The following is a 19,483-nucleotide window of genomic DNA, read 5'->3' as shown; positions in this document are numbered from 1 at the left end:
GATACGGGCTGAATGGATATTGCGAAACCGCAAACGCAGGCTTGGGCCGATCGATACTGGACCAGCTGCGATGGATTGAAGCTGCACTACCGCGATTACGATGGGCCGGCGGATCGTCCGCCGCTGCTCATGCTCCATGGTTTGACCCGCAATGCCCGCGACTTCGAGAATGTGGCCGAGCGCTACGCGGGGACTGGCGCGTTCTGGCGGTCGATTTCCGCGGTCGCGGCATGAGCGAGTGGGACTCGGACAGCTCGCATTACCACCCGCCGATCTATGCCGCGGATGTGCTCCAGCTTCTCGATGAGCTCGGAATCGAACAAGCGGTCTTCATGGGCACCTCGCTTGGAGGTCTGGTGACGATGATCATCGCGACCGTTGCGCCGCAGCGGATCGCGGGCGCGCTGCTGAACGACGTCGGGCCTGAGCTCGACTTCAGCGGCATCGATCGGATCAAGTCCTACGTGGGGAAGCAGGTTCTCTTTCGCGATTGGGATGACGCGGCCGACCGGCTGCAGCAACGCGCGGGTGACGTTTATCCGGCATATGATCATGCGGCCTGGGTGCGCTTTGCAAAGCGTGCGTGCCGGCAAACGGAGGGTGGCGTCGAGTTCGACTACGACATGAGAATCGCCGAACCGTTCGAGGCTGGGAACACGGGTGAGATCAAGGACGCATGGCCCTATTACAGGGCGCTTGGCGATCGGCCCGTCCTGGTCTTGCGCGGAGAGCATAGCGATCTGCTGCCTGGTCCCGCTGCGGATCGCATGGCCAAGGAAATCCTGGACGTGGAAGTCGTCACTGTGAAGGGCGTCGGCCACGCTCCGGACCTCGATGAGCCTGAGGCGGTGGCCGCTATCGATCGGCTGCTTGAGCGGGTGCTTAAGCGGTAATCCGCTTTAGCTTGGCCAAGGCGGCTGCGTCCTGCTCTTCCGGCGCGATGGTCGCGGTAAACCTCCCGTTGCGGTCGAACAGCAGGACAGTTGCCGTGTGGTCGACAGAATAGTCGCCGCTTCCGTCCGGCACCTTCTTCGAGAAGATCCCGAACTGCTTCTTCACCTGCTCGATCTGCGCAGGTGAGCCGGTCAGGCCGGTGATCGGGCTGTTGAACAATTCGGCATATTTCCCGACCTCGGCCGGGCCGTCGCGTTCCGGATCGACAGAGACGAAGACGATTTCGAAAGGCCGGTCGCCAGCGCCGATTTCCTGACGCAGCTTGACCATTCTGGCCAAGGTCGTCGGGCAGACGTCCGGGCAGTGCGTGAAACCGAAGAAGATCGCGTAGGGCTTCCCGGTAAGCTTCGCGCTCGAGAAGGGTCTTCCGTCAGATCCGACGAGCGTGAATGGCCCGCCGATGCTGCTCATCACCATCGGGTGCGATTGAGGCTCGGGAGTGCGCGCTGGCCGGAACGACAGAAATGCGAACGCAGCCAGCGCGACGGCGACCAGCGCCCATAGGATAATTCTGAGCCGGCTCATCGGCGGGGCCCCGGCCCAAATGCTGGTGTCACTCGAACATCCACCGGTTGCTCGGCGCTCTTTTCAAAGCGCATGGTCAGCTTGAGCGTGTCCCCGACGTTCAGGGGCGCGCGAAGGCCGGTTACCATGACATGGGTTCCGCCGGGCTTCAGCTCGATCGCGGCCCCGCCGGGACGGCCAGCCCCGAATCCAACGGCCGCATTCGCGCAACGGCGTCCGAGCTTTCCGACGAATGGAGCATTGCCATAGCGGGGGCTGGGCCGAGACGCTCACCAGCCGGTCGTCGCCGGCGCCCTCGTTCTTTAGGATCATGTAGGCGGCAGTTGAGGTCTGGCCGGAGATGGTCTCCCGGGCCCAGGCATCGGAAATCCGGACATCGGGCGGGCCGCCTTTGCTGCATGACGCGAGCAGCAGGGCAGCAAGAAGGATAGGTTTCACGCGGGCTCCCTAGAGGCCTGCAGAGCCGGTCGCAATCAACCTCGCGTGTAGGGGATGAAATCGCCGAGGCGGCAGCTCGGGCCGGGGATCTTGCTGACTGAGTCGAACGACCGGACGAGGTCGCCGCGGCAATATTGGGTGCCGATCGGCTCGGTCACGAGCACATCCCACTGGCCGAAGCCGCTGCAGCCTTCCTGCAACTGGTTGATCCAGACCGTCTTACCCGTACGAACCGCAAGCGTGCTGCGATTGGCGGCATGCAGTCCTTCACTCTGGGTGAGAGTGACGCAGCGCTGGGCCGGGCCGGCGATCCTTCCGGCGATTTCAGCAATCGGAGCATTGCTCGCGGAAGGCGGCGGCGCAGTGCAGCCGGCGAGGGCGGCGGCGAGGCTGACGAAAGCAATCCTCATGGTGAGTCTCTTCTAGGTGACATTGCCGCCTATCGAAACGCCGATTAACCCACGCTGAGAATCGAGGGGCGAGGACCATGGCAGGCGGCGATCAACCGGTACGGAAGGTTTGCATTGTCGGCGGCGGCACGGCCGGCTGGATGACCGCCGCGGTCATTTCCCAATGGCTTAGCCAGGTGGACGTCACGCTCGTCGAGTCGGAAGAGATTGGAACGGTCGGCGTCGGCGAAGCGACCATTCCGCACATCCGCAACTATCTGGCGCTCGCGGGAATCGACCCGCTGAAGATGATCAGTGAGACCAAGGCGACCTTCAAGTTAGGCATTCAGTTCGTCGGCTGGGGCGCGGAGGGCGAGAGCTACATCCACGGCTTCGGCAAGATCGGACGCGATATGCTGTGGCTTCACCCGCATCAACTCTGGCTGGCCGCGCGTGAACGTGCGCCCGGCTCGGTGACGAGTTTCGACAATTATTCGATCGCTGGCGCTGCATCGCTCAGGAACCGCTTCTCGTTTCCCGACAAGCGCAACCCCAACTCGCCCGCAGCCGACCTCGAATATGCCTATCATTTCGATGCATCGCTGTTCGCCCGGTTCTTGCGCAGCGAAAGCGAGGCTCGCGGAGTCACACGGGTCGAGGGCCGGATCGTCGAGGTCATCCAGGACACCGAAAGCGGCTTCGTCACCGCGGTGAAGCTCACCGACGGTCGAACGATCGAGGCGGACTTGTTCGTCGATTGCTCGGGCATGCGTGCGATCCTGATCGGCGATGCGCTCGGCGTCGGTTATGAGCATTGGAACAAGTGGCTGCTTTGCGATCGAGCGCTGGCGGTTCCCTGCGAAAGCGTGTCGCCGGTCACGCCTTACGTCCGCTGCACGACCCGATCAGCGGGCTGGCAATGGCGCATTCCGCTGCAGCATCGGATCGGCAACGGCTACGTCTATTCGTCGAACCTGATCAGCGACGACGACGCTGCCGCGACTTTGCTGTCGACTCTGGACGGCGCCCCTCAGGCTGATCCGCACCCTGTTCGCTTCGCTCCGGGCCTGCGTTCGAAAGCGTGGGAAAAGAATGTCGTCTCGATCGGGCTCTCGTCAGGCTTTCTCGAGCCGCTGGAATCGACGAGCATCCACCTGATCCAGACGGGCATTCACAAGTTGCTGGCGCTGTTCCCTGGAACCGGATTCTCGCACGCCGACATCAATGAATATAATCGGCAGGCGCGGTTCGAGTTCGAGGACGTCCGCGACTTCATCATCGCCCACTACAATGTCACCCGGCGAACGGGAGAAGAGTTCTGGGACTATGTCCGCACTATGGACGTGCCGGACAGCCTCAACGAACGATACGAACTGTTCAGATCGTCCGGCCGCTTCTTCAAGCGCGGCGCCGCGGAGCTTTTCGCAGAGGAAAGCTGGGTGCAAGTCCTCTTGGGTCAGGGCTTCGAGGCGAAGGCCGATCCGGTGTCGCAATTCGTTCCGACTGAGGAGATTGTCGGCTTCCTGGGCGACATTGCCGAGGTCATCGCGGACGTCGCCGATCAGATGCCGGACCATGGCGAATTCGTCTCACGACTTCCGACGAGCAGCGCTCAGGCCATCGCTCCGACGCCCAACATCATGCACAATCTGGCGGAAGCGCATCGATAGGCAGACCGCTAGCCGCGTGTCTTGAAAAGCACAACGCGGACCAAGTGTGGCGCTGGAGGCTCAGGCCCGATTGACTTAGCTCGCGCGAGCGGCTTTCATTCATCCAACAGCAAGGTTTCTGCCGCTGTTTTGTAACCGGTTACACACGCACCTGGGGAGAGGGGCTAGTGAGCACGATCTACAGCAAGCGTCAGCTTGCAAACGGAATTTCCGCATTTGCAATCGCTGCGTCCCTTTTGGTCGCTACCCCCGCATACGCGCAGACGGAAACTGCGACTCTGCAAGGCCGAGTCGAAGGCGCAGCGGCGGGAACGCAGGTTGTTGCCACTGACACGAATACCGGTCGCAAGGCGATCGGCACGGTCGACGCAACTGGCAATTACACGATCCTTGGATTGAACCCGTCGACCTACACGGTGACGGTCGAGGGACGCGAAGCACAGCAGACGACTTTGCTCGTTGGTCAGACTGCGGTTGTCGACTTCCTGCCGAAGGCTCCGGAAGGCGGCGCAGTCGTCGTCACCGGTCGCCGGCTCCGCGAGGTGCGCACCCAGACGGTTTCGACCAATATCACCCCGGCGCAGATCGAGAATCTCCCGCAGAACAAGCGCAACTTCCTGAGCTTCGCTGCCCTTGCACCGGGCGTTCAGGTGACTCCTGGCGACAATGCCCAGGTTCAGGCCGGCGGTCTCGCCTCGCAGTTCACGAACGTCTTCCTCGACGGCATGAGCTTCAAGAACCCGATCAACCACGGCGGCATTTTCGGGCAGAACTTCGGCCTCGGTAACCCGTTCCCGCAGGTTGCGGTTCAGGAATATGTCGTCGAAACCCAGAACTTCGGTGCCGAGACCGGCCAGGCAGGTTCGGCGGTCATCAGCGCCATTACCAAGACCGGTGGCAACGAATTCCACGGCTCGGCCTTCATCGAGTTCCAGCCGAAGAGCTTCATCGAGCAGCCGTACTTCGACAAGAAGAACAACGTCGACAAAGCCGACTACAACCGCAAGCAGTACGGCGGCGAGCTTGGCGGGCCGATCATTCCCGGCAAGCTGCACTTCTATGTTGCCGCAGAAGGTACGACCCAGCTGCGTCCGACCACGACCGGCACGGTGCCCGTGGATCAATTCCCACAGAGCCTCACTTCGCTGACCAACATCTCGAAGGGCGAGGATTTCAAGCAGCGGCTCTACTTCGGAAAGCTCACCGGCTACATAACCGATGAGGACACGGTCAACCTCATCGGCTATCTGCGGCGCGAGGATAATCTGGCCGACATCGCGGGCAACGCACTCGAGAGTCACGGCCGTCGAATCAGGACTGACCAGGACCGCTATCAGCTGCAGTGGCGCCACAATGCCGGCGAGTTCCTGAACCAGCTCAATATCTCTTACGACAAGGCTACGCAGGATACGCCCAGCGTCGAGCCAGGGCCCGAGCTCGTTCTTCTGAACCCCGGCCCCACTGACAATGTCGCGTTCTCAGAGGGAATCGTGGGCGGCGGCCACTTCTTCGAGCAGGGCGACAATCAGAAGACCTGGACGATCAAGAACGACAGCACGCTGCGCATGGATAAGCACACGCTGAAGTTCGGTGGTCAGGTGGTCAAACTGGATCTCAGCCGAACGGTCATCAACGGCTTCCTTGGGCGCTACTATTTTGCAAATCCGTGCACTGGGAATCCGGTTGGCACGCCGTGCACGGCGAGCTTCGATTTCAATACCGCACAGCCGATCCAGGCAAAGATCAACACTCAGCCAGACGCGACGCTTGACGCGAAGGACACGCAGGTCGGTCTGTACGTCCAGGACGAGTGGAAGCCTGACAACCATTGGACCATCAACGCCGGTCTCCGCTGGGACTATGAGTCCAACGCGAACAACAACAAGTATGTCACCCCGACAGCAGTCGCGAATGCGCTGCGCAACTATCCAGGTTGGGCGGCGCGCGGAATCGATCCTGAAGACTTCATCTCGGACGGCAGCAATCGCAAACCGTTCTACGGTGCTTTCCAGCCGAGACTCGGGGTTTCCTACGATCTTCACGGCGATCGCGACCTCGTCTTCTTCGGAGGCGCTGGCCGTTATTACGATCGCCAGCTCTTCATCCAGGGCGCGATCGAAGCACTGACGAATCAGTTCCAGGAAGTTCCGCTGTTCTTCTGCCCTGGAGGCGGCGCGGCCCTCGGAACTGGAACAGGCGAGAACTCAGCAAACTGTGCGCAATGGACGGAGGCCCTGCGTGACCCCGACAACTTGCGGGCGTTCGCGGTGCAGTCGGCGGCCGCACGCGGGCTGTCCGGTGGCTCGGTTTGGGTTCTGAACAACAAGTCGAAGATGCCTTTTTCGGACCAGTTCACGCTGGGTCTCCGCAAGCGCTTCGGTGGCATACAGACCTCGCTCGCCTTCTCGCATATCCGGTCGCACAATATTCAGATGTTCGCCCGCGCGAACTTCTATTCGAATGGCTGGTTCACGGTAGCGCTGCAGCGTGACGGGACCGGTGCCGTGATTGGGTGCTCCAACGGCGGCGATCAGTGGATCATCGACAATACGCCAAATGGCCCATTCCCGAACTGCCCGGCAACGAACGGACAGCTCACGGGCTTCGCCGGAAAACTCAACCGCGGCCTCAGCAACGGTAAGGCGAATTACAACGCGGTCTACTTCACCGCCGAAAAGCCGTTCACCGATCAGTCGGTTTGGGGTTTCACCACGGCACTGACCATCCAGAGTGCAAGGTCCAACGTTGCTCAGGAACTCAACAGTGACGAGTTCTTCAACGGTCCGGCCCTCAACACTTACGGCTGGAACAAGGTGAATGGCGTCCACAAGTGGATGTGGGTCTCGTCGGTCAACTATCGTGCGCCCTTCGGCATTATCCTCTCGGGTCAGCTCGACCTGAAGTCCGGTCCGGCGTTCGGCAATATCATCGCCCCGTGGAACGGCCTGACTGGGACGGTGCCGGAAGGTGCCTGCTGCTTCGCCAACATGGGTGGCCGGTTCTTCCCGAAGAAGGATATCGGCTACAAGCGGCTCGACGTTCGCGTTGCCAAGACGTTCAAGATGCCGTGGGGCGGCGGCCATGAGCTGACGGCGGACTTCCAGGTCTTCAACGTCTTTAACTGGCTTAACCGCAGCTACTCGACGTGGGGCGCAGGTGGCGGCGATCCGGCACCGCGGATCGAGAACAGCCAGATTGCCGGCGATCAGCGCTCGTTCCAGGCTGGTCTTCGCTACAAGTTCTAAGGGAAGAGGGGCGGTGGGCCTTCGGGCCCGCCGGTTTCGTTTAACGCGGGGGTGGAGAGGTTTCGGTGAAACCCCAACTGCGCCGCGTGGGCTCGATGCAGAGCCCGGTTGTGGTGATCGACAACTTCTGCGGCTCTTGCGATCAGGCTTTTGCCGCCGCGGAGGCGTTCGCGCCCTTTCCGCCCATCAATCGCGACAGCTACTATCCCGGCCTGCGCCGAGTGATCGATCGGGCTGACGAGCCGGCGAACGCCTATGTCGAAGATCTCTGCCAACGCTCCGCGCAGTTCATTGCAGGGGCGTTCGACGTTGAGGGATTCGATTTGCTCGAGGCGAGCTTTTCGATGGTCACCGCGAAACCGTCGGAGCTTCGTGAAGCCCAACGCGCGCCGCACTTCGATTCAACTGATCAGAAGTATTTTGCGCTGCTCCATTATCTTCGAATTCCTGATGGCACGGGCACGGCATTCTACCGCCAGCGCTCGACCGGAATTGAGCGTGTCACTGAAGCCAATATCGCGCGCTTCGTCACGACCGCCGAGAAAGAAGCTGCAATGCTTCCGAAGGACTCCGGATACATTCACGGGTCGAACCAGTTTTATGAGCAGATCGGCGCGGTTGAAGGCGTCGTGGACCGGCTCGTCATCTACCAGGGCAGCCTGCTCCATTCGGGCATCATCCCCCCGGCATGAGCTTCAGCGGAGACCCTCGCGAGGGGCGGCTGACGGCGAACATCTTTGTGCGTGGACATTGAGGAATTTCTGAAATGCGTGGGTTTGGGTTGTGGATTGGCTGTTGCGTTGCAGTGCTTGGAACTTCCGCCGCGGCGGAGAAGAGGACCTACATCAACCCCGTCGACGTCGACTACCGCTATAATTGGGAGCAGACGAACAACGGCGTCAGCTACCGCACCGGGGCCGACCCCTCGATCGTTCGCCATAAGGGTGCCTACTACCTCTTCCAGACTTTGGCCGACGGTTACTGGCGTTCGACCAACCTCATCGACTGGACCTTCATCACGCCTTCACGCTGGCCATTCGGCGGCATTGTGGCGCCCTCGGTGGCCTCGGATGGGGATCGGCTCATCATCTGGCCGTCGATGTCTTTTACGCGGCCCGGATCGATCCTCGTTACGACTGCCCGGAAACCGGAAAGCTGGACTTTCTTGTCCGATCCATGCCCGATTTGCCGGGCGCGGTGGACGACAAATATCCCGAGAAGATGAAGCCGGGCGAGATTCCGCCGGGGCCTTGGGATCCGGGCCTGTTGAAGGACGATGACGGCCGCTGGTACCTCTATTGGAACAGCAGCAACGTCTTTCCGATCTACGGCATCGAAATCGAGTTCAAGGATGGGAAGCTCATCTACAAGGGCAAGGCGACCACCCTCTTCAATCTCCATCCCGAAGAGCATGGCTGGGAGCGGTTCGGGCAGGATCACAACGAGTTGCTCGCCAACGGACAGAAGACGAGGCCCTATGTCGAAGGCGCCTGGGTCACCAAGCACGGCGGCAAATATTATTTGCAGTACGGAGCGCCCGGCACCGAGTTCAACGCCTACGCCAACGGCACCTACGTGTCGGACAAGCCCCTCGGGCCGTTCACCTACGCTGAGTACAACCCGATCGCGTACAAGCCGGGCGGCTTCGTGCAGGGCGCGGGCCACGGATCGACGTTTCAGGATAACTACGGGAACTGGTGGAACACCGGCACGCCGTGGATCGGCTACAACTGGACGTTCGAGCGACGGATCAACATGTTTCCGACCAAGTTCGAGGCCAACGGCCAGATGTGGGCCTCGTCGCGCTTTCAGGACTTCCCGCAATACGTACCTACGAGGAAGGTCAGCGACCCCAACAGCCTGTTCACGGGCTGGATGTTGCTGTCCTACCGCAAGCCGGTCACGGCCTCCTCGACGAAGGGCGGGTTTGCCGCGGACCGCGTGACGGACGAGAACCCGCGAACCTTTTGGGTCGCATCGCAGAACAAGCCCGGAGAGAGTCTGACGGTTGACCTCGGGGCGGTGAATACCGTGCGCGCGGTGCAGGTGAACTATGCCGACTACAAGTCGGGCCGCTTCGCCGACGCTCCAGACATCTACACGGATTTCGAACTCCAGCAGTCGGTCGACGGGAGGAATTGGCAACCAGTGGCGAAACCCGACGGCCCGCGTCGTGACAGGCCCAACGCCTATATCGAGCTGCCGCAGCCGGTGCGCACCCGCTTCATCCGCTGGGTGAACGGCCATGTCGGCGCGGCGAACCTCGCCGTCAGCGACATCCGCGTGTTCGGCAATGCCGATGGCCGCGCACCGTCGACGCCGGAAGCGGTCGTCGGCCAGCGCCATCGAGACCAGCGCGATGCGACAATCCGCTGGGCGAAGGTTCCGGGGGTGGTTGGCTACAATATCCGGTTCGGCACTCGCGCGGATCGGCTGACGCAGACCTACCAGCTTTGGGCGGACGAACTCGGCAATGCCGCGACGTTGCAGAAGGATCTGCGATCGCTGAATAAGGGCGTGCCCTATTGGGTCGCCATCGAAGCGTTCAACGAGAGCGGCGTGTCAAAGCTCAGCCGGATCGTGAAGATGCGTTGATCAGCCGAGCCAGCCGCCGGTGAATCCCGCCCGCTTCAGTCCCAGCCGGATCGCGGGCACCCGCCGAGTGTACCGCCAGACGAAGTCGTTCCGGTGATTGGCAGCCTGTAGCAGGATCGGTCCCTGGTCGATGCCAATATAGTCAGTCGCGACCCAGCCACTCTGCGGATCGACCGAGCCGGTCTCGAGCTTATGCACGTCATATTTGAAGCTAGGGTTGAATGCGTCGCGGAAGCCGTAGCGATCGTAGAGCCCTGGCCACTTCCTCATTTCCTCCGCCACCGGGATGACGATCTCCGGAGCGAAAGGCAGCGACCCGAGCGCTGCCGACGGTGTGAGAGTCCCGTCATCGCGTCCATCCGGCTCGCCGACCGGTCCGCGGGCGCTATAGCCGTAGAACTGACGCGTCTCGCTACCGTAGGGAAGGCGGAAGTTCCCCGGTCCGTCGCACGCGGCCAGTCCCCACAAGCGCCCTGAATAAGCCTGCCATCCCATCGGATTGGCAACGCAATAAGCCCGGTTGGCGTAGGTCTCGCGGCGGCTGTTTTCGAAATAGTCGAATCCGGCCTCGCGCATCACGGCGTCCCGGATGCCGCGAAAGTCGATGAAGATCTGGCTGTACTGACCGGGCATCAGCGGCGCGAATGCGACCCTCCGCGTCGGCCCTCTCCACGCCAGAAGTTCGGATATGGCGCGGTCCACTGCTCCCAGAGGTTGTCGGGCCTGGAAGAGTTGGAGAACCGAGCGCCAGGATGTTGACGAACATCCCTTCGTTGAACCCGGTCCAGTTGGCCGGAATTAGGCCCCGCCCGGATGCCAGCCCATCGAGATCGCGGCACGCCCGTCGCTGCGGAAGAAATTCCAGTCGGCTCGCGCGTAGATCTTCTGCGCGAGGTCGCGGATTTCGCGCTCGGCCGCATCGGCGCGGTCATAATATTGGCTCGCAAAAAGGACCCCCATCATGAGGATGGTCGTGTCCACGCTAGACAGCTCGACATCCCGATGCCGGAGGCCGGTCTCCATGTTGAGGAAGTGGTAGAAGAAGCCCTTGTAGCCAGCAGTGCCCGAGCTTTCCGGCCCCTGCGGCGCGTTCCAGAAGAAGCGCAGCGTCGTCAGCGTCAGGTCGCGCGCTTCTGCACGGGTGCACCATCCACGCTCGATACCGATCGCGTACGCCGGAAGTGCAAATCCAACCGCCGCGATGCTGGAGAAAGAGGGTGTTGGCCAGCGATCGGGACCAGCCCGTTCTTCCGGTTCACCGTATCCCAGTAGAATCGGAACGTCCGCTGCTCGATGTCCTCGTAGAAAGCGGGAAGAGTGCGTTCGGGCGAAGAGTAGGTGATGGACGTGCACGCCGGAAGCGCAGTTCCAGCGATCAGCAGCGATGAACCTTGTAGAAGCTTGCGACGGTCGAGGGATATCAACGTGATCTGGCTTTCGGGTCGGTAGTTGAACGAATGACGAGCTCAGGCTTGTGGAGTTCCTGCCCGCCGGAATCTTCCTCGCCCGCGAGAATCGCGAGAAGCCGGTCCAGTGCCCGCTCGCCGAGTTCGGCGATGTGAACTTGCACCGTGGTGAGACCGATGTGACGGGCCAGCGGAATGTCGTCGAATCCGACAACCGCAACCTCATCGGGCACGCGAACGCCGGCGCGGTTGAGCGCTTGCAGTGCACCACTCGCCATCATGTCGTTGCCGGCGAACACGGCGTCGAATTTGCGGCCGGATTTCAGCAGTGCGTCGATCGCCGCTTCGCCGGATTCCTCGGTAAAATCGCCTTGCACGATCTCAACCGCAACGCCGCGCTTTTCCAGCGCAGCCTTGAACGCATCGGCGCGCTCGATCGCATCAATATTTCCGGCGGCGCCGGCAATGTGGATGATCCGCTTGCGCCCGAGCGAGACGAGGTGGTCGGCAACGGCCTCTACACCCGCGGCATTGTCGAGCCGCACTCCCGGGTGTCCGCCGGCAACGCCGCGCGTGTTGATCAGCACGGCCGGAGTTCGTGCAGGAACCGCGTCGGCGAGTTCTTCCTCCGTCAGGTGAGGGGCGAGGATCACCAGGCCGTCGACGCGGCCGCGCATCGCGCGCATCGCGTTCGCCGATTGCTCGCTTCCGGCGTGAACGTTGGACAGCAGCAGCATGTAGCCGTGGCGGCTCGCCTCGCGGTCCATTCCGCGCACGATCTCCGAAAAGAACTCGCCGTGGAAATCCGGGAGAACGACGCCGATCGCATTCGTCTTTGCAAGGCTCAGGCTGCGGGCGCCGGCATGCGGAACGTAACCCAGCTCGCGCACGGCGTCGGTAACCCGGTTGCGGGTTTCCTCGCTGACATTCTCCAGCCGGTTGAGGACGCGCGAGACCGACGCGACCGAAACCTGGGCGCGGCGTGCCACATCGCGGATCGTCGCGTCTGCCATGCCTTCCTTATGAGCGGCGGTTGGGGCAAATGTCACCGGCTGACCGATTGCATTTACCTGTTCGCTGGGTCATGTAACCGGTTACAAACCAGGTCAAGGACTCTGATCCGGCGATTGCTCGGAGCGCCAAGCAGAGCGCAAGAGAAGGGGAGAGAGAATGCTCGATACGCGCATTTCGCGCAGGGCCACGCTTATGGGCGCGGGCGCCGTTGCCGCTTGGTTGGCGAGTCCGGCAAGGGCGCTTCTGCAGACAGCGGGCCGGCTGGAAGTTCCGGCGTTCGTGGACAGCCTGATCGCGCGGATGACGCTCGAGGAAAAAGCGGGCCAGTTAAGCCTGATGGCGTCTGCCTGGGGCGGCGGCATCGCGGCGGCGCTCAATCCTCCGAGCAACAGCAATTTCCCGCAGCAGGTGGACGAGGCTCGCAAGGGTCAGCTCACCGGCGTGTTCAACGGTAATGGCGCGCGCATGGCGCGGATCATGCAGAACGCAGCGATGAAGGAATCGCGGATGAAGATCCCGTTGATCTTCGCCGCCGACATCATTCACGGCCACCGCACCATCTTCCCTGTGCCGCTGGCCGAAGTCGCGAGCTTCGAGCCCGAGCTCGCGCGCCGTACCGCAGAGGTCGCAGCGTTCGAAGCGTCGGGTGCGGGCATCGACTGGAACTTCTCACCGATGGTCGACGTGGCCCGCGATCAGCGCTGGGGCCGCGGCGTCGAAGGCGGCGGCGAGGACCCGTTGCTTGGCAGCCTTTTCGCCGCTGCGCGCGTGCAGGGCTTCCAGGGCGCGAACTTCAAGTCGAACGAGCACTTCCTCGCCTGCGTGAAGCACTTCGCTGCCTATGGCGCGGCGGAATCCGGCATGGACTACAATACGGTCGACCTGTCGGAGCGTACGCTGCGCGAGGTCTACCTCAAGCCCTACAAGGCGGGCTTTGACGCAGGCGCCTTGTCGGCGATGGCGTCGTTCAACGAGCTCTCGGGCATTCCCGCGACCGGCAACCACTGGCTGATGACCGAGGTTCTGCGCGGCGAGTGGGGTTTCCAGGGCTTCGTCGTGTCGGACTACACGGGCGACGAAGAGATGATCAAACATGGCTATGCCAAGGACGGGCGCGACGCTGCGAAGCTCGCCTTCCTCGCAGGCGTCGACATGAGCATGCAGAGCGGCCTCTATCGCCAGCATCTGCCCGACCTGGTGAGAAGCGGCGAAGTGCCGCAGCAATTGCTCGATACCTCTGTCCGTCGAGTGCTGGCGATGAAGGCGATGCTCGGACTGTTCGAAGATCCGTTCCGCCGCATTGACGAAAAGCGTGAGGCGTCGCGCTCCATGCTTCCGCGCAGCCGGGCCATCGCCCGCGAGTCCGGCCGCAAGTCGATCGTCATGCTGAAAAATGACGGCGACCTCCTGCCGCTGCCGCGCTCTGGCAAGAAGATCGCGCTGATCGGCCCGTTCGCGAGCGGACAGCATGACCTCGTCGGCCCGTGGGTCGTCTATGGAACGGACGAGAAGGCGGTCGATCTCGCCACCGGAGTCCGCGGCGCGATCGCCGACAAGAATTCGCTGATCATCGCCGAAGGCTCGAAGGTCGATCAGCCCATTCCGGGGGCATCGATCAGGCCGTCGCGGCGGCGCAGCAGGCGGACATCGTCGTGCTCGCCATTGGTGAGTCGCAGGGCATGTCGGGCGAGGCCCAGTCGCGCGCCGACATCGTCGTTCCAAAGCCGCAGCAGGAGTTGGCGGAGGCGGTCGCCAAGGTCGGCAAGCCCGTCGTCGTCGTTCTCAAGAACGGCCGCGCTCTGGCACTCGAAGGTGCGGTCGCGAATGCGCCGGCGATCCTCGTCACCTGGTTCCTCGGTACCGAGACCGGCAACTCGATCGCCGACGTCTTGTTCGGCGCATACGGCCCGTCGGGACGCCTCCCGTCGAGCTTCCCGCGCCTCGCCGGCCAGCAGCCTTATTATTACGCGCACAAGCCGACGGGCCGTCCAAACCCGGACCCGAAGCTGGAGGATTACAAGGCGCGCTTTCGCGGCATCACCAACACCTCGCTCTATCCGTTCGGGCACGGCCTGACCTACGGCAAGATCGAGTACAGCGGTTTCACGATCAGCTCGCCGAGCATCGGCATGAACGGCGAGATCGAGGTGACTGCCACGATCGCGAACCGTGGCCAGCGCGCGGCGGAGGAGGTCGTCCAGCTCTACATCCATGATCGGGTGGCGAGCATTACGCGCCCGGTCCGCGAGATGAAGGGCTTCAAGAAGATCAAGCTCGAGCCCGGCCAGTCTGAGGTCGTGCGCTTCACGCTGCGACCGGCCGACCTGCAATTCTACGGCGTCGCCAACAAGCCGGTCGTCGAGCCCGGCACGTTCGATGTCTGGATCGCTCCGTCTGCCGAGGCGGAGGGCGTGCACGGCACGTTCGACCTGACCGCTTAGGCGGGCTCGGCTTCGAGTTTGGGTGCACTTTCCCGGCCCAGCGGGTTGAGCAGCATTGCGACGCAGGACAGCGCAAGGAAGACCAAAGGCACGACCACGACCGTGGTGCGCATGCCGCTCAATGTCGCGCTGCTCTGCTCGACATTAGGCACGAAGCCGACCGACCAGAAGCTCCAGCCGAGAATCGCGGTCGCAAGGCCTATGGCAATGCGCTGCAGAAGGGCAGCGACGCCGAATACGGTCCCTTCGACGTGGAAGCCGGTCGCCTGCTCGCCATATTCGATGGTGTTCGGAAGCATTGCCCAGAACACGAAGTTCAGGCCGACAATCATAACCTGCATGCCGATCAGGAAGATCTGCATCAGGCCGGTCCGGTGAACGTCGACCGCGCCGAACAGCAGCAGCCCGATCATCCCGAGGCCCGCCGCGATCAGCCACAAGGCTCGCATCCCGATCACTCGGCCGAGCAGCATCCAGAGCGGGATCGCGATACCGCTGACGATGCCCATCGACGCCAGCGCAAGCTGCCCCGCCTCTGGGTCGTTGAGCAGATATTTGAAGTAGTAGAGAACCGATTTGTTGAGCACCGTTATCGCCACGATCATCGCCATCATGGCGGCGCTGAGCGTGACGTAGGCGCGATTGCCTGCGAGGCTGACGAGTGCTGCCTTGACGCTTCGCGGTATCGGCCGCTCGATGAGCGTGCACTCGCGATAAGTGAGGCCGACGATCATGAGGATGATGGCCCCAACGGTTGCGAACAGGATCGCCGCGCCGAAGTAGGCCTGGGATGCGGTCGAGCCCGTCAACCAACGGCCAACCGGGACCGTGCATAGGGCGACAAGCACCGCGGCGGCTGTCCCGAACAGCATGCGCATACCGGCAACAAAGGCACGGTCGCCCGGGTCGGCGCTGATCCGTGCGGTCATCGCGAGATAGGGGACGTTCACGGCGGCGTAGGCAGTGCGGAACAGCAAATGCGCTCCAAGGACGCTTGCCACGAGAAGGGCGCCGCTTCCGATCGGGGCATGTAGATGAGGCCGAAGCAAAGGCCGAACGGCACGGCGCCGGCAACGAGGATCGCGCCAAATCTCAGCGAGCTATGGCGGCGGTCGACGAGAACGCCTGCTGCAAAGTTTGCGATTCCGTCCCACACCGATGCGACCAGGTAGGTCGTGGCCGCGACGCCGATCGGGATGTCCAAGGCGTCGGTGTAGTAGAAGAGCAGGAAGAGCATCACGCTCTGCCAGAAAAGGTTGAACGCGAAGTCCCCGAACGCGAAAAGCAATAATCGCGCTTTGGAGGGGCGGTTCGCGTCCATCAAAAGCGCGACAGCACGAAGTCGGATGCGCGCTTTTGGTCGGGGATGACGAAGCGGACCGTGCGCCGCTCAGCGTCCGTTTCGACGCCGGCGACGCCGCGCACCTTAGCCGGTCCGGTCCACCCGTGGACGGTGACCGCGATCTGCTTCCACCACGGCCTGAAGCTCCCTTCGCGCTTGTCGAAGTGGAGCATGATTCCGTCCTTGCCGAGCGTGCAGCGGACCGTCTGGCGAAGGCTATCGCCGCGGATGCTGACGCCGTCATCCCAATAAAGCTGGCCGCTGCAATCCTGTCCCGGATAGACGTGCAATTCGAGCGGCCCGTTGGGCATCACCGATGTGGTCTGCGTCAAAGGCTGGCGCGGGACGATCGCGCCGCCACGGACAAACACCGGCAGGCGGTCGAGCGTGGGTGTTTCCCTCACCACCTCAAACGGCGCGTCCGGCTTGCGCTCGCCTAATACAGGCAGGCCGCTCCAATAATCGAACCAGCCCGGTCCGGGCATGCAGACATTGTAGGCATAGGTCGATTCCGGCTTCGGGGACGGAGCGACCAGAAGGTCACGTCCGAGCGTGAAGGCCATCGATTGGTCGCACGGCGCCTTCGCCAGCTCGGGATAGTCGTAGAAGGTCGGGCGCATGAAAGGGTCGCCCGTACGCGCATTCTGCTCCGCGACCGCGTAGAGGTACGGCATCAGCCGGTACCGCTCCCCGATGTAGCGGCGGCGGATTGCGAGGTGCTCCGGACCGTCGATCCACGGCTCGGCCCTAGGCGCGTCATTGGCCGCGTGACCGCGATAGATCGGAGTGAATGCCGCAATCTCATACCAGCGTGTCGCCAGCTCCGGGCTCGCCCCGCCAATGAAACCTGGAATGTCCGCACCCGACCAGGCAACGCCTGAAAGGCCGAGGTTCAGCATCTGCTGGACGGCCAGCTTCAAATGATCCCAAGTTGAGTTGTTGTCGCCGGTCCATGTGACTGCAAACTTTTGCCCGCCAGCAAACATTGCTCGTGTCATAACAAAGGGGCGAACGTTGGGCCGGAGCTTCAAAAGCCCTTCGTAGGTCGCCCGGCCGTTCTCCATGCCGTAAACGTTATGCACTTCGGAATGGTTCGCGGTGCGCGGGGCGAAGCCGTCGTCATCGATGCGGTGGACTGTCTCCAACGGCATGGTCTTGGTCGGTGTTTCGAAGATCGCCGGTTCGTTCATGTCGTTCCAGAAGCCGGCGATGCCATCATCGACGAATGGCTTGTACAGCCCACCCACCAGTCGCGGCTGGCCTTGCGAGTGAAGTCGGGGAAGACCGATGGCCCTGGCCAGACCGGCGCGACGTACAGGCTGCCGTCCGGGTTCTTCAGGAAGTGATCGCCGGCGATGCCGCTGTCGTACGGCGCGTATCCTTCGTTCGGCGCGTGCGCGATGTGGAGATCGGTGATTGCCACCAGCTTGAAGCCATCCTTTCCGACATCGCGGGCAAGTTCCTTGAGGTCCGGAAAAGTCTTGGTGTTCGTCGAGAACGGCCGGTTCCGGTCCTGGAAGTCGATGTCGAGCCAGATGACGTCCGTGGGAATTCGGTCGGCGCGCAATCGGTTCGCGATCTCGCGGACTTCGGTCGCGTTCATGTAGCTGTAGCGTGACTGCTGGTAACCGAGACCCCAGCGCGGCGGCAGCGGCGCCTTGCCGGTCAGGTCGGTGTAGCGGCGGACAACGTCGGCGACCGTCGGTCCCGCAACGACGTAATAATCGATCGGGCCGCCATCAGCCGAAATCTCGAGCACATTCTGGTCGCGATGGCCGAAGTCGAACGCACTTCGCCACGTATTGTCCAGGAACAGGCCGTAGGCGCCGCCGGGACCGCCGGTCGCGATGTAGAATGGAATTGATTTGTAGATGGGGTCGGTGGCGCGATCGAAGCCCCAGGCATCCGTAGTCCAGTTCACGTAGCTTGCGCCGCGGCGGTTGAACGGCCCGGTCTTATCGCCGAGCCCGTAATATTGCTCGCCGGTCGGCATTGCCTTGCGCAAAGTGAAGCGGCTGCCCTCGAAGCTCATGGATCCGGACACGTCGTCGACGATGGTACGACCCTCGAGGTCGGCCACGGTGAGCCGTAAGGTCGCCGGATCGATCCGCACAGAAAGTGATCCGGTTTGGAAGCCGCCGGGCACGCGCCGGACTTTCACGCTTTTGCCGCGAACCGCGGATGAAACGGCCCAGCTCGCATCCTCGGGAGCCTCGGAACCGGTCTTCACCACCCGAACTCGCAAAATCGAATCCGTCAGCGCGGAGACGCTTACCGATGCCGTGTCGTTGCTTGTGATGGTTCCGTTGGGTGGACTGTTTTGCGCCGGTGCAGGGGAGGCGAGCGCCGCTAGGCAGGCGGCCATGATCAATGCTGTGCGGGTCATAGGGTGCTTGCGACCCTAGCTCAGCAATCAGCGTCTGCAACGCTTTACGCAGATCAGTTGCCGACAGTAACTCTGGGGACTAAGGGGACGCCGTCCGTTCAGGTTCGTAGGGGCCGATGAAGGGGGTCTTCGTGAACTCAGCCGGGTGGTGCGAAGGGTGACGCGAGGGCAGGATACGCCCTGCGATTCGTCGCGTGTTTCGCGCTCATCGTGCTGCTCGCCGCCTGTAACCGGGGCATCCTCGACCCGGTCGGTCCGGTCGGTCAGGCCGAGAAGACGATCCTCATCAATTCGACCGCGATCATGCTGGCGATCATCATCCCGACGATGATTGCCACGGTCGCCTTCGCCTGGTGGTTCCGGCGTGGGAATACGAAGGCCACCTACCGTCCCGACTGGGAATATTCCGGCGCGATCGAGCTGGTCGTGTGGTCGATCCCCGCCATGACTATCATGCTGCTTGGCGGCATCGCCTGGATCGGAAGCCACGAGCTCGAACCGAGCAAGCCGCTTGCGTCGACGACCCCGCCGCTGAAGGTTGAAGTGGTGTCGCTCGATTGGAAGTGGCTGTTCATTTACCCGGACCAGGGCATCGCGACCGTCAACCAATTGGTCGTCCCGGCGGGAACACCCGTCAGCTACCGGCTGACCTCCGCAACGGTCTGGAACGTCTTCTTCGTCCCGCAATTCGGAACGATGATCTACACAATGCCGCGGATGACGACCCGCCTGAACCTACAGGCGGACCGGCCGGGGCCTATGACGGGCTCTCCGCGCATTTCAGCGGCGACGGCTTCCCCGGAATGGGCTTCAAGGCGCAGGTTCTCCCGCCGGACCAGTTTGCCCTTTGGGCCCAAGGCGCGCGCGGCACCGGGCAGGCTCTCGACGGACGCGCTTTTGCCGAGCTTTCGAAGCCGACCAGCTATGTGAAACCGATGACCTATGGCGCGGTCGCGCCGGGCCTGTTCGATGCGATCGTCGCCAATCGCGCTCCGCCGCCACAGATAATGCCGCACAATCCGCCGACTAGCGAACAAGGGGCCGGGCAGCATGCTAGGTAAGCTCAGCTGGGACGCGA

At 62.5% G+C, this 19,483-nt stretch carries 16 protein-coding genes and 4 pseudogenes; 9 read left to right on the top strand and 11 right to left on the bottom strand.

The genetic code is table 11. The features are described 5' to 3' along the window. The first annotated feature begins 41 nt into the window (after positions 1–41). Positions 42–893: an alpha/beta fold hydrolase gene (locus H9L14_RS09690; protein WP_484592943.1), complete on the top strand. Its 852-nt coding sequence runs from the start codon at positions 42–44 to the stop codon at positions 891–893. Here H9L14_RS09690 and H9L14_RS09685 read toward each other — a convergent pair. From H9L14_RS09685 to H9L14_RS09670, 4 genes and pseudogenes are all read right to left on the bottom strand, one after another. Further along, entirely contained in the window at positions 883–1,479 is a 597-nt protein-coding gene (locus H9L14_RS09685) for an SCO family protein (RefSeq protein WP_187707935.1), read from the bottom strand. The two genes, H9L14_RS09690 and H9L14_RS09685, sit on opposite strands and share 11 nt — an antisense overlap. Next, positions 1,476–1,640: pseudogene (locus H9L14_RS17450) on the bottom strand (copper chaperone PCu(A)C domain-containing protein); the annotation flags it as partial. The gene H9L14_RS09685 and the pseudogene H9L14_RS17450, both read right to left, overlap by 4 nt. Positions 1,641–1,749: 109 nt before the next feature. Continuing rightward, positions 1,750–1,917: pseudogene (locus H9L14_RS17445) on the bottom strand (hypothetical protein); the annotation flags it as partial. Positions 1,918–1,952: 35 nt separating this feature from the next. Then, positions 1,953–2,327, bottom strand: coding sequence for a hypothetical protein (locus H9L14_RS09670; RefSeq protein ID WP_187707933.1), 375 nt, complete (start codon positions 2,325–2,327; stop codon positions 1,953–1,955). Positions 2,328–2,404: 77 nt separating this feature from the next. On the opposite strand from H9L14_RS09670, the gene H9L14_RS09665 reads away from it, so the two are divergent. From H9L14_RS09665 to H9L14_RS09650, 5 genes are all read left to right on the top strand, one after another. Next, positions 2,405–3,976, top strand: coding sequence for a tryptophan halogenase family protein (locus H9L14_RS09665; protein ID WP_187707932.1), 1,572 nt, complete (start codon positions 2,405–2,407; stop codon positions 3,974–3,976). Between the two features lie 167 nt (positions 3,977–4,143). Then, on the top strand, positions 4,144–7,221 hold the full coding sequence (locus H9L14_RS09660; protein ID WP_187707931.1) for a TonB-dependent receptor: 3,078 nt from the start codon (positions 4,144–4,146) through the stop codon (positions 7,219–7,221). Positions 7,222–7,286: 65 nt separating this feature from the next. Further along, positions 7,287–7,913, top strand: coding sequence for a DUF6445 family protein (locus tag H9L14_RS09655; protein WP_246444071.1), 627 nt, complete (start codon positions 7,287–7,289; stop codon positions 7,911–7,913). 74 nt (positions 7,914–7,987) lie between these two features. Further along, positions 7,988–8,446 carry a glycoside hydrolase family protein gene (locus H9L14_RS15930; RefSeq protein WP_246444070.1) on the top strand — a complete coding sequence of 153 codons (459 nt, stop codon included), beginning with the start codon at positions 7,988–7,990 and terminating at the stop codon, positions 8,444–8,446. Further along, positions 8,398–9,816: a family 43 glycosylhydrolase gene (locus H9L14_RS09650; RefSeq protein ID WP_246444069.1), complete on the top strand. Its 1,419-nt coding sequence runs from the start codon at positions 8,398–8,400 to the stop codon at positions 9,814–9,816. The genes H9L14_RS15930 and H9L14_RS09650 overlap by 49 nt, the downstream gene beginning before the upstream one ends. Here H9L14_RS09650 and H9L14_RS15925 read toward each other — a convergent pair whose 3' ends face one another. The 3 genes from H9L14_RS15925 to H9L14_RS09640 form a co-directional block, all read right to left on the bottom strand. Further along, positions 9,817–10,449: a glucoamylase family protein gene (locus H9L14_RS15925; RefSeq protein WP_246444066.1), complete on the bottom strand. Its 633-nt coding sequence runs from the start codon at positions 10,447–10,449 to the stop codon at positions 9,817–9,819. Between the two features lie 165 nt (positions 10,450–10,614). Next, entirely contained in the window at positions 10,615–11,169 is a 555-nt protein-coding gene (locus tag H9L14_RS15920; protein ID WP_246444063.1) for a hypothetical protein, read from the bottom strand. A gap of 67 nt (positions 11,170–11,236) precedes the next feature. Then, positions 11,237–12,235, bottom strand: a complete 999-nt coding sequence (locus tag H9L14_RS09640; RefSeq protein WP_187707930.1) for a LacI family DNA-binding transcriptional regulator — start codon at positions 12,233–12,235, stop codon at positions 11,237–11,239. Positions 12,236–12,392: 157 nt separating this feature from the next. On the opposite strand from H9L14_RS09640, the pseudogene H9L14_RS17045 reads away from it, so the two are divergent. Both H9L14_RS17045 and H9L14_RS17035 read left to right on the top strand, forming a co-directional pair. Further along, positions 12,393–14,257: pseudogene (locus H9L14_RS17045) on the top strand (glycoside hydrolase family 3 N-terminal domain-containing protein); the annotation flags it as partial. Between the two features lie 108 nt (positions 14,258–14,365). Then, entirely contained in the window at positions 14,366–14,677 is a 312-nt protein-coding gene (locus tag H9L14_RS17035) for a fibronectin type III-like domain-contianing protein (protein WP_343070257.1), read from the top strand. Here H9L14_RS17035 and H9L14_RS09630 read toward each other — a convergent pair. From H9L14_RS09630 to H9L14_RS09625, 4 genes and pseudogenes are all read right to left on the bottom strand, one after another. Then, entirely contained in the window at positions 14,674–15,678 is a 1,005-nt protein-coding gene (locus H9L14_RS09630; RefSeq protein ID WP_281389374.1) for an MFS transporter, read from the bottom strand. The two genes, H9L14_RS17035 and H9L14_RS09630, sit on opposite strands and share 4 nt — an antisense overlap. Continuing rightward, complete coding sequence (locus H9L14_RS16660; RefSeq protein WP_281389373.1) at positions 15,624–15,998, bottom strand: MFS transporter; 375 nt, start codon at positions 15,996–15,998, stop codon at positions 15,624–15,626. The genes H9L14_RS09630 and H9L14_RS16660 overlap by 55 nt, the downstream gene beginning before the upstream one ends. Beyond that, a complete protein-coding gene (locus tag H9L14_RS15915; RefSeq protein ID WP_246444605.1) occupies positions 15,998–16,330 on the bottom strand; it encodes a DUF5110 domain-containing protein in 333 nt (110 codons plus the stop codon). The genes H9L14_RS16660 and H9L14_RS15915 overlap by 1 nt, the downstream gene beginning before the upstream one ends. Positions 16,331–16,423: 93 nt before the next feature. After that, positions 16,424–18,384 (bottom strand): annotated as a pseudogene (locus H9L14_RS09625) (TIM-barrel domain-containing protein); the annotation flags it as partial. Between the two features lie 824 nt (positions 18,385–19,208). Here H9L14_RS09625 and H9L14_RS15910 point away from each other — a divergent pair. Further along, the gene (locus tag H9L14_RS15910; RefSeq protein ID WP_246444060.1) at positions 19,209–19,466 is read left to right on the top strand and encodes a COX aromatic rich motif-containing protein; all 258 of its coding nucleotides are present in this window, start codon (positions 19,209–19,211) and stop codon (positions 19,464–19,466) included. Positions 19,467–19,483 lie beyond the last annotated feature (17 nt).

Origin of the sequence: Sphingomonas sediminicola (assembly GCF_014489515.1) — a bacterium.
Lineage (GTDB): Bacteria > Pseudomonadota > Alphaproteobacteria > Sphingomonadales > Sphingomonadaceae > Sphingomicrobium > Sphingomicrobium sediminicola.
The sequence above is the reverse complement of the archived record's forward strand: the minus strand, read 5'-3'. Positions and strand labels throughout refer to the sequence as shown.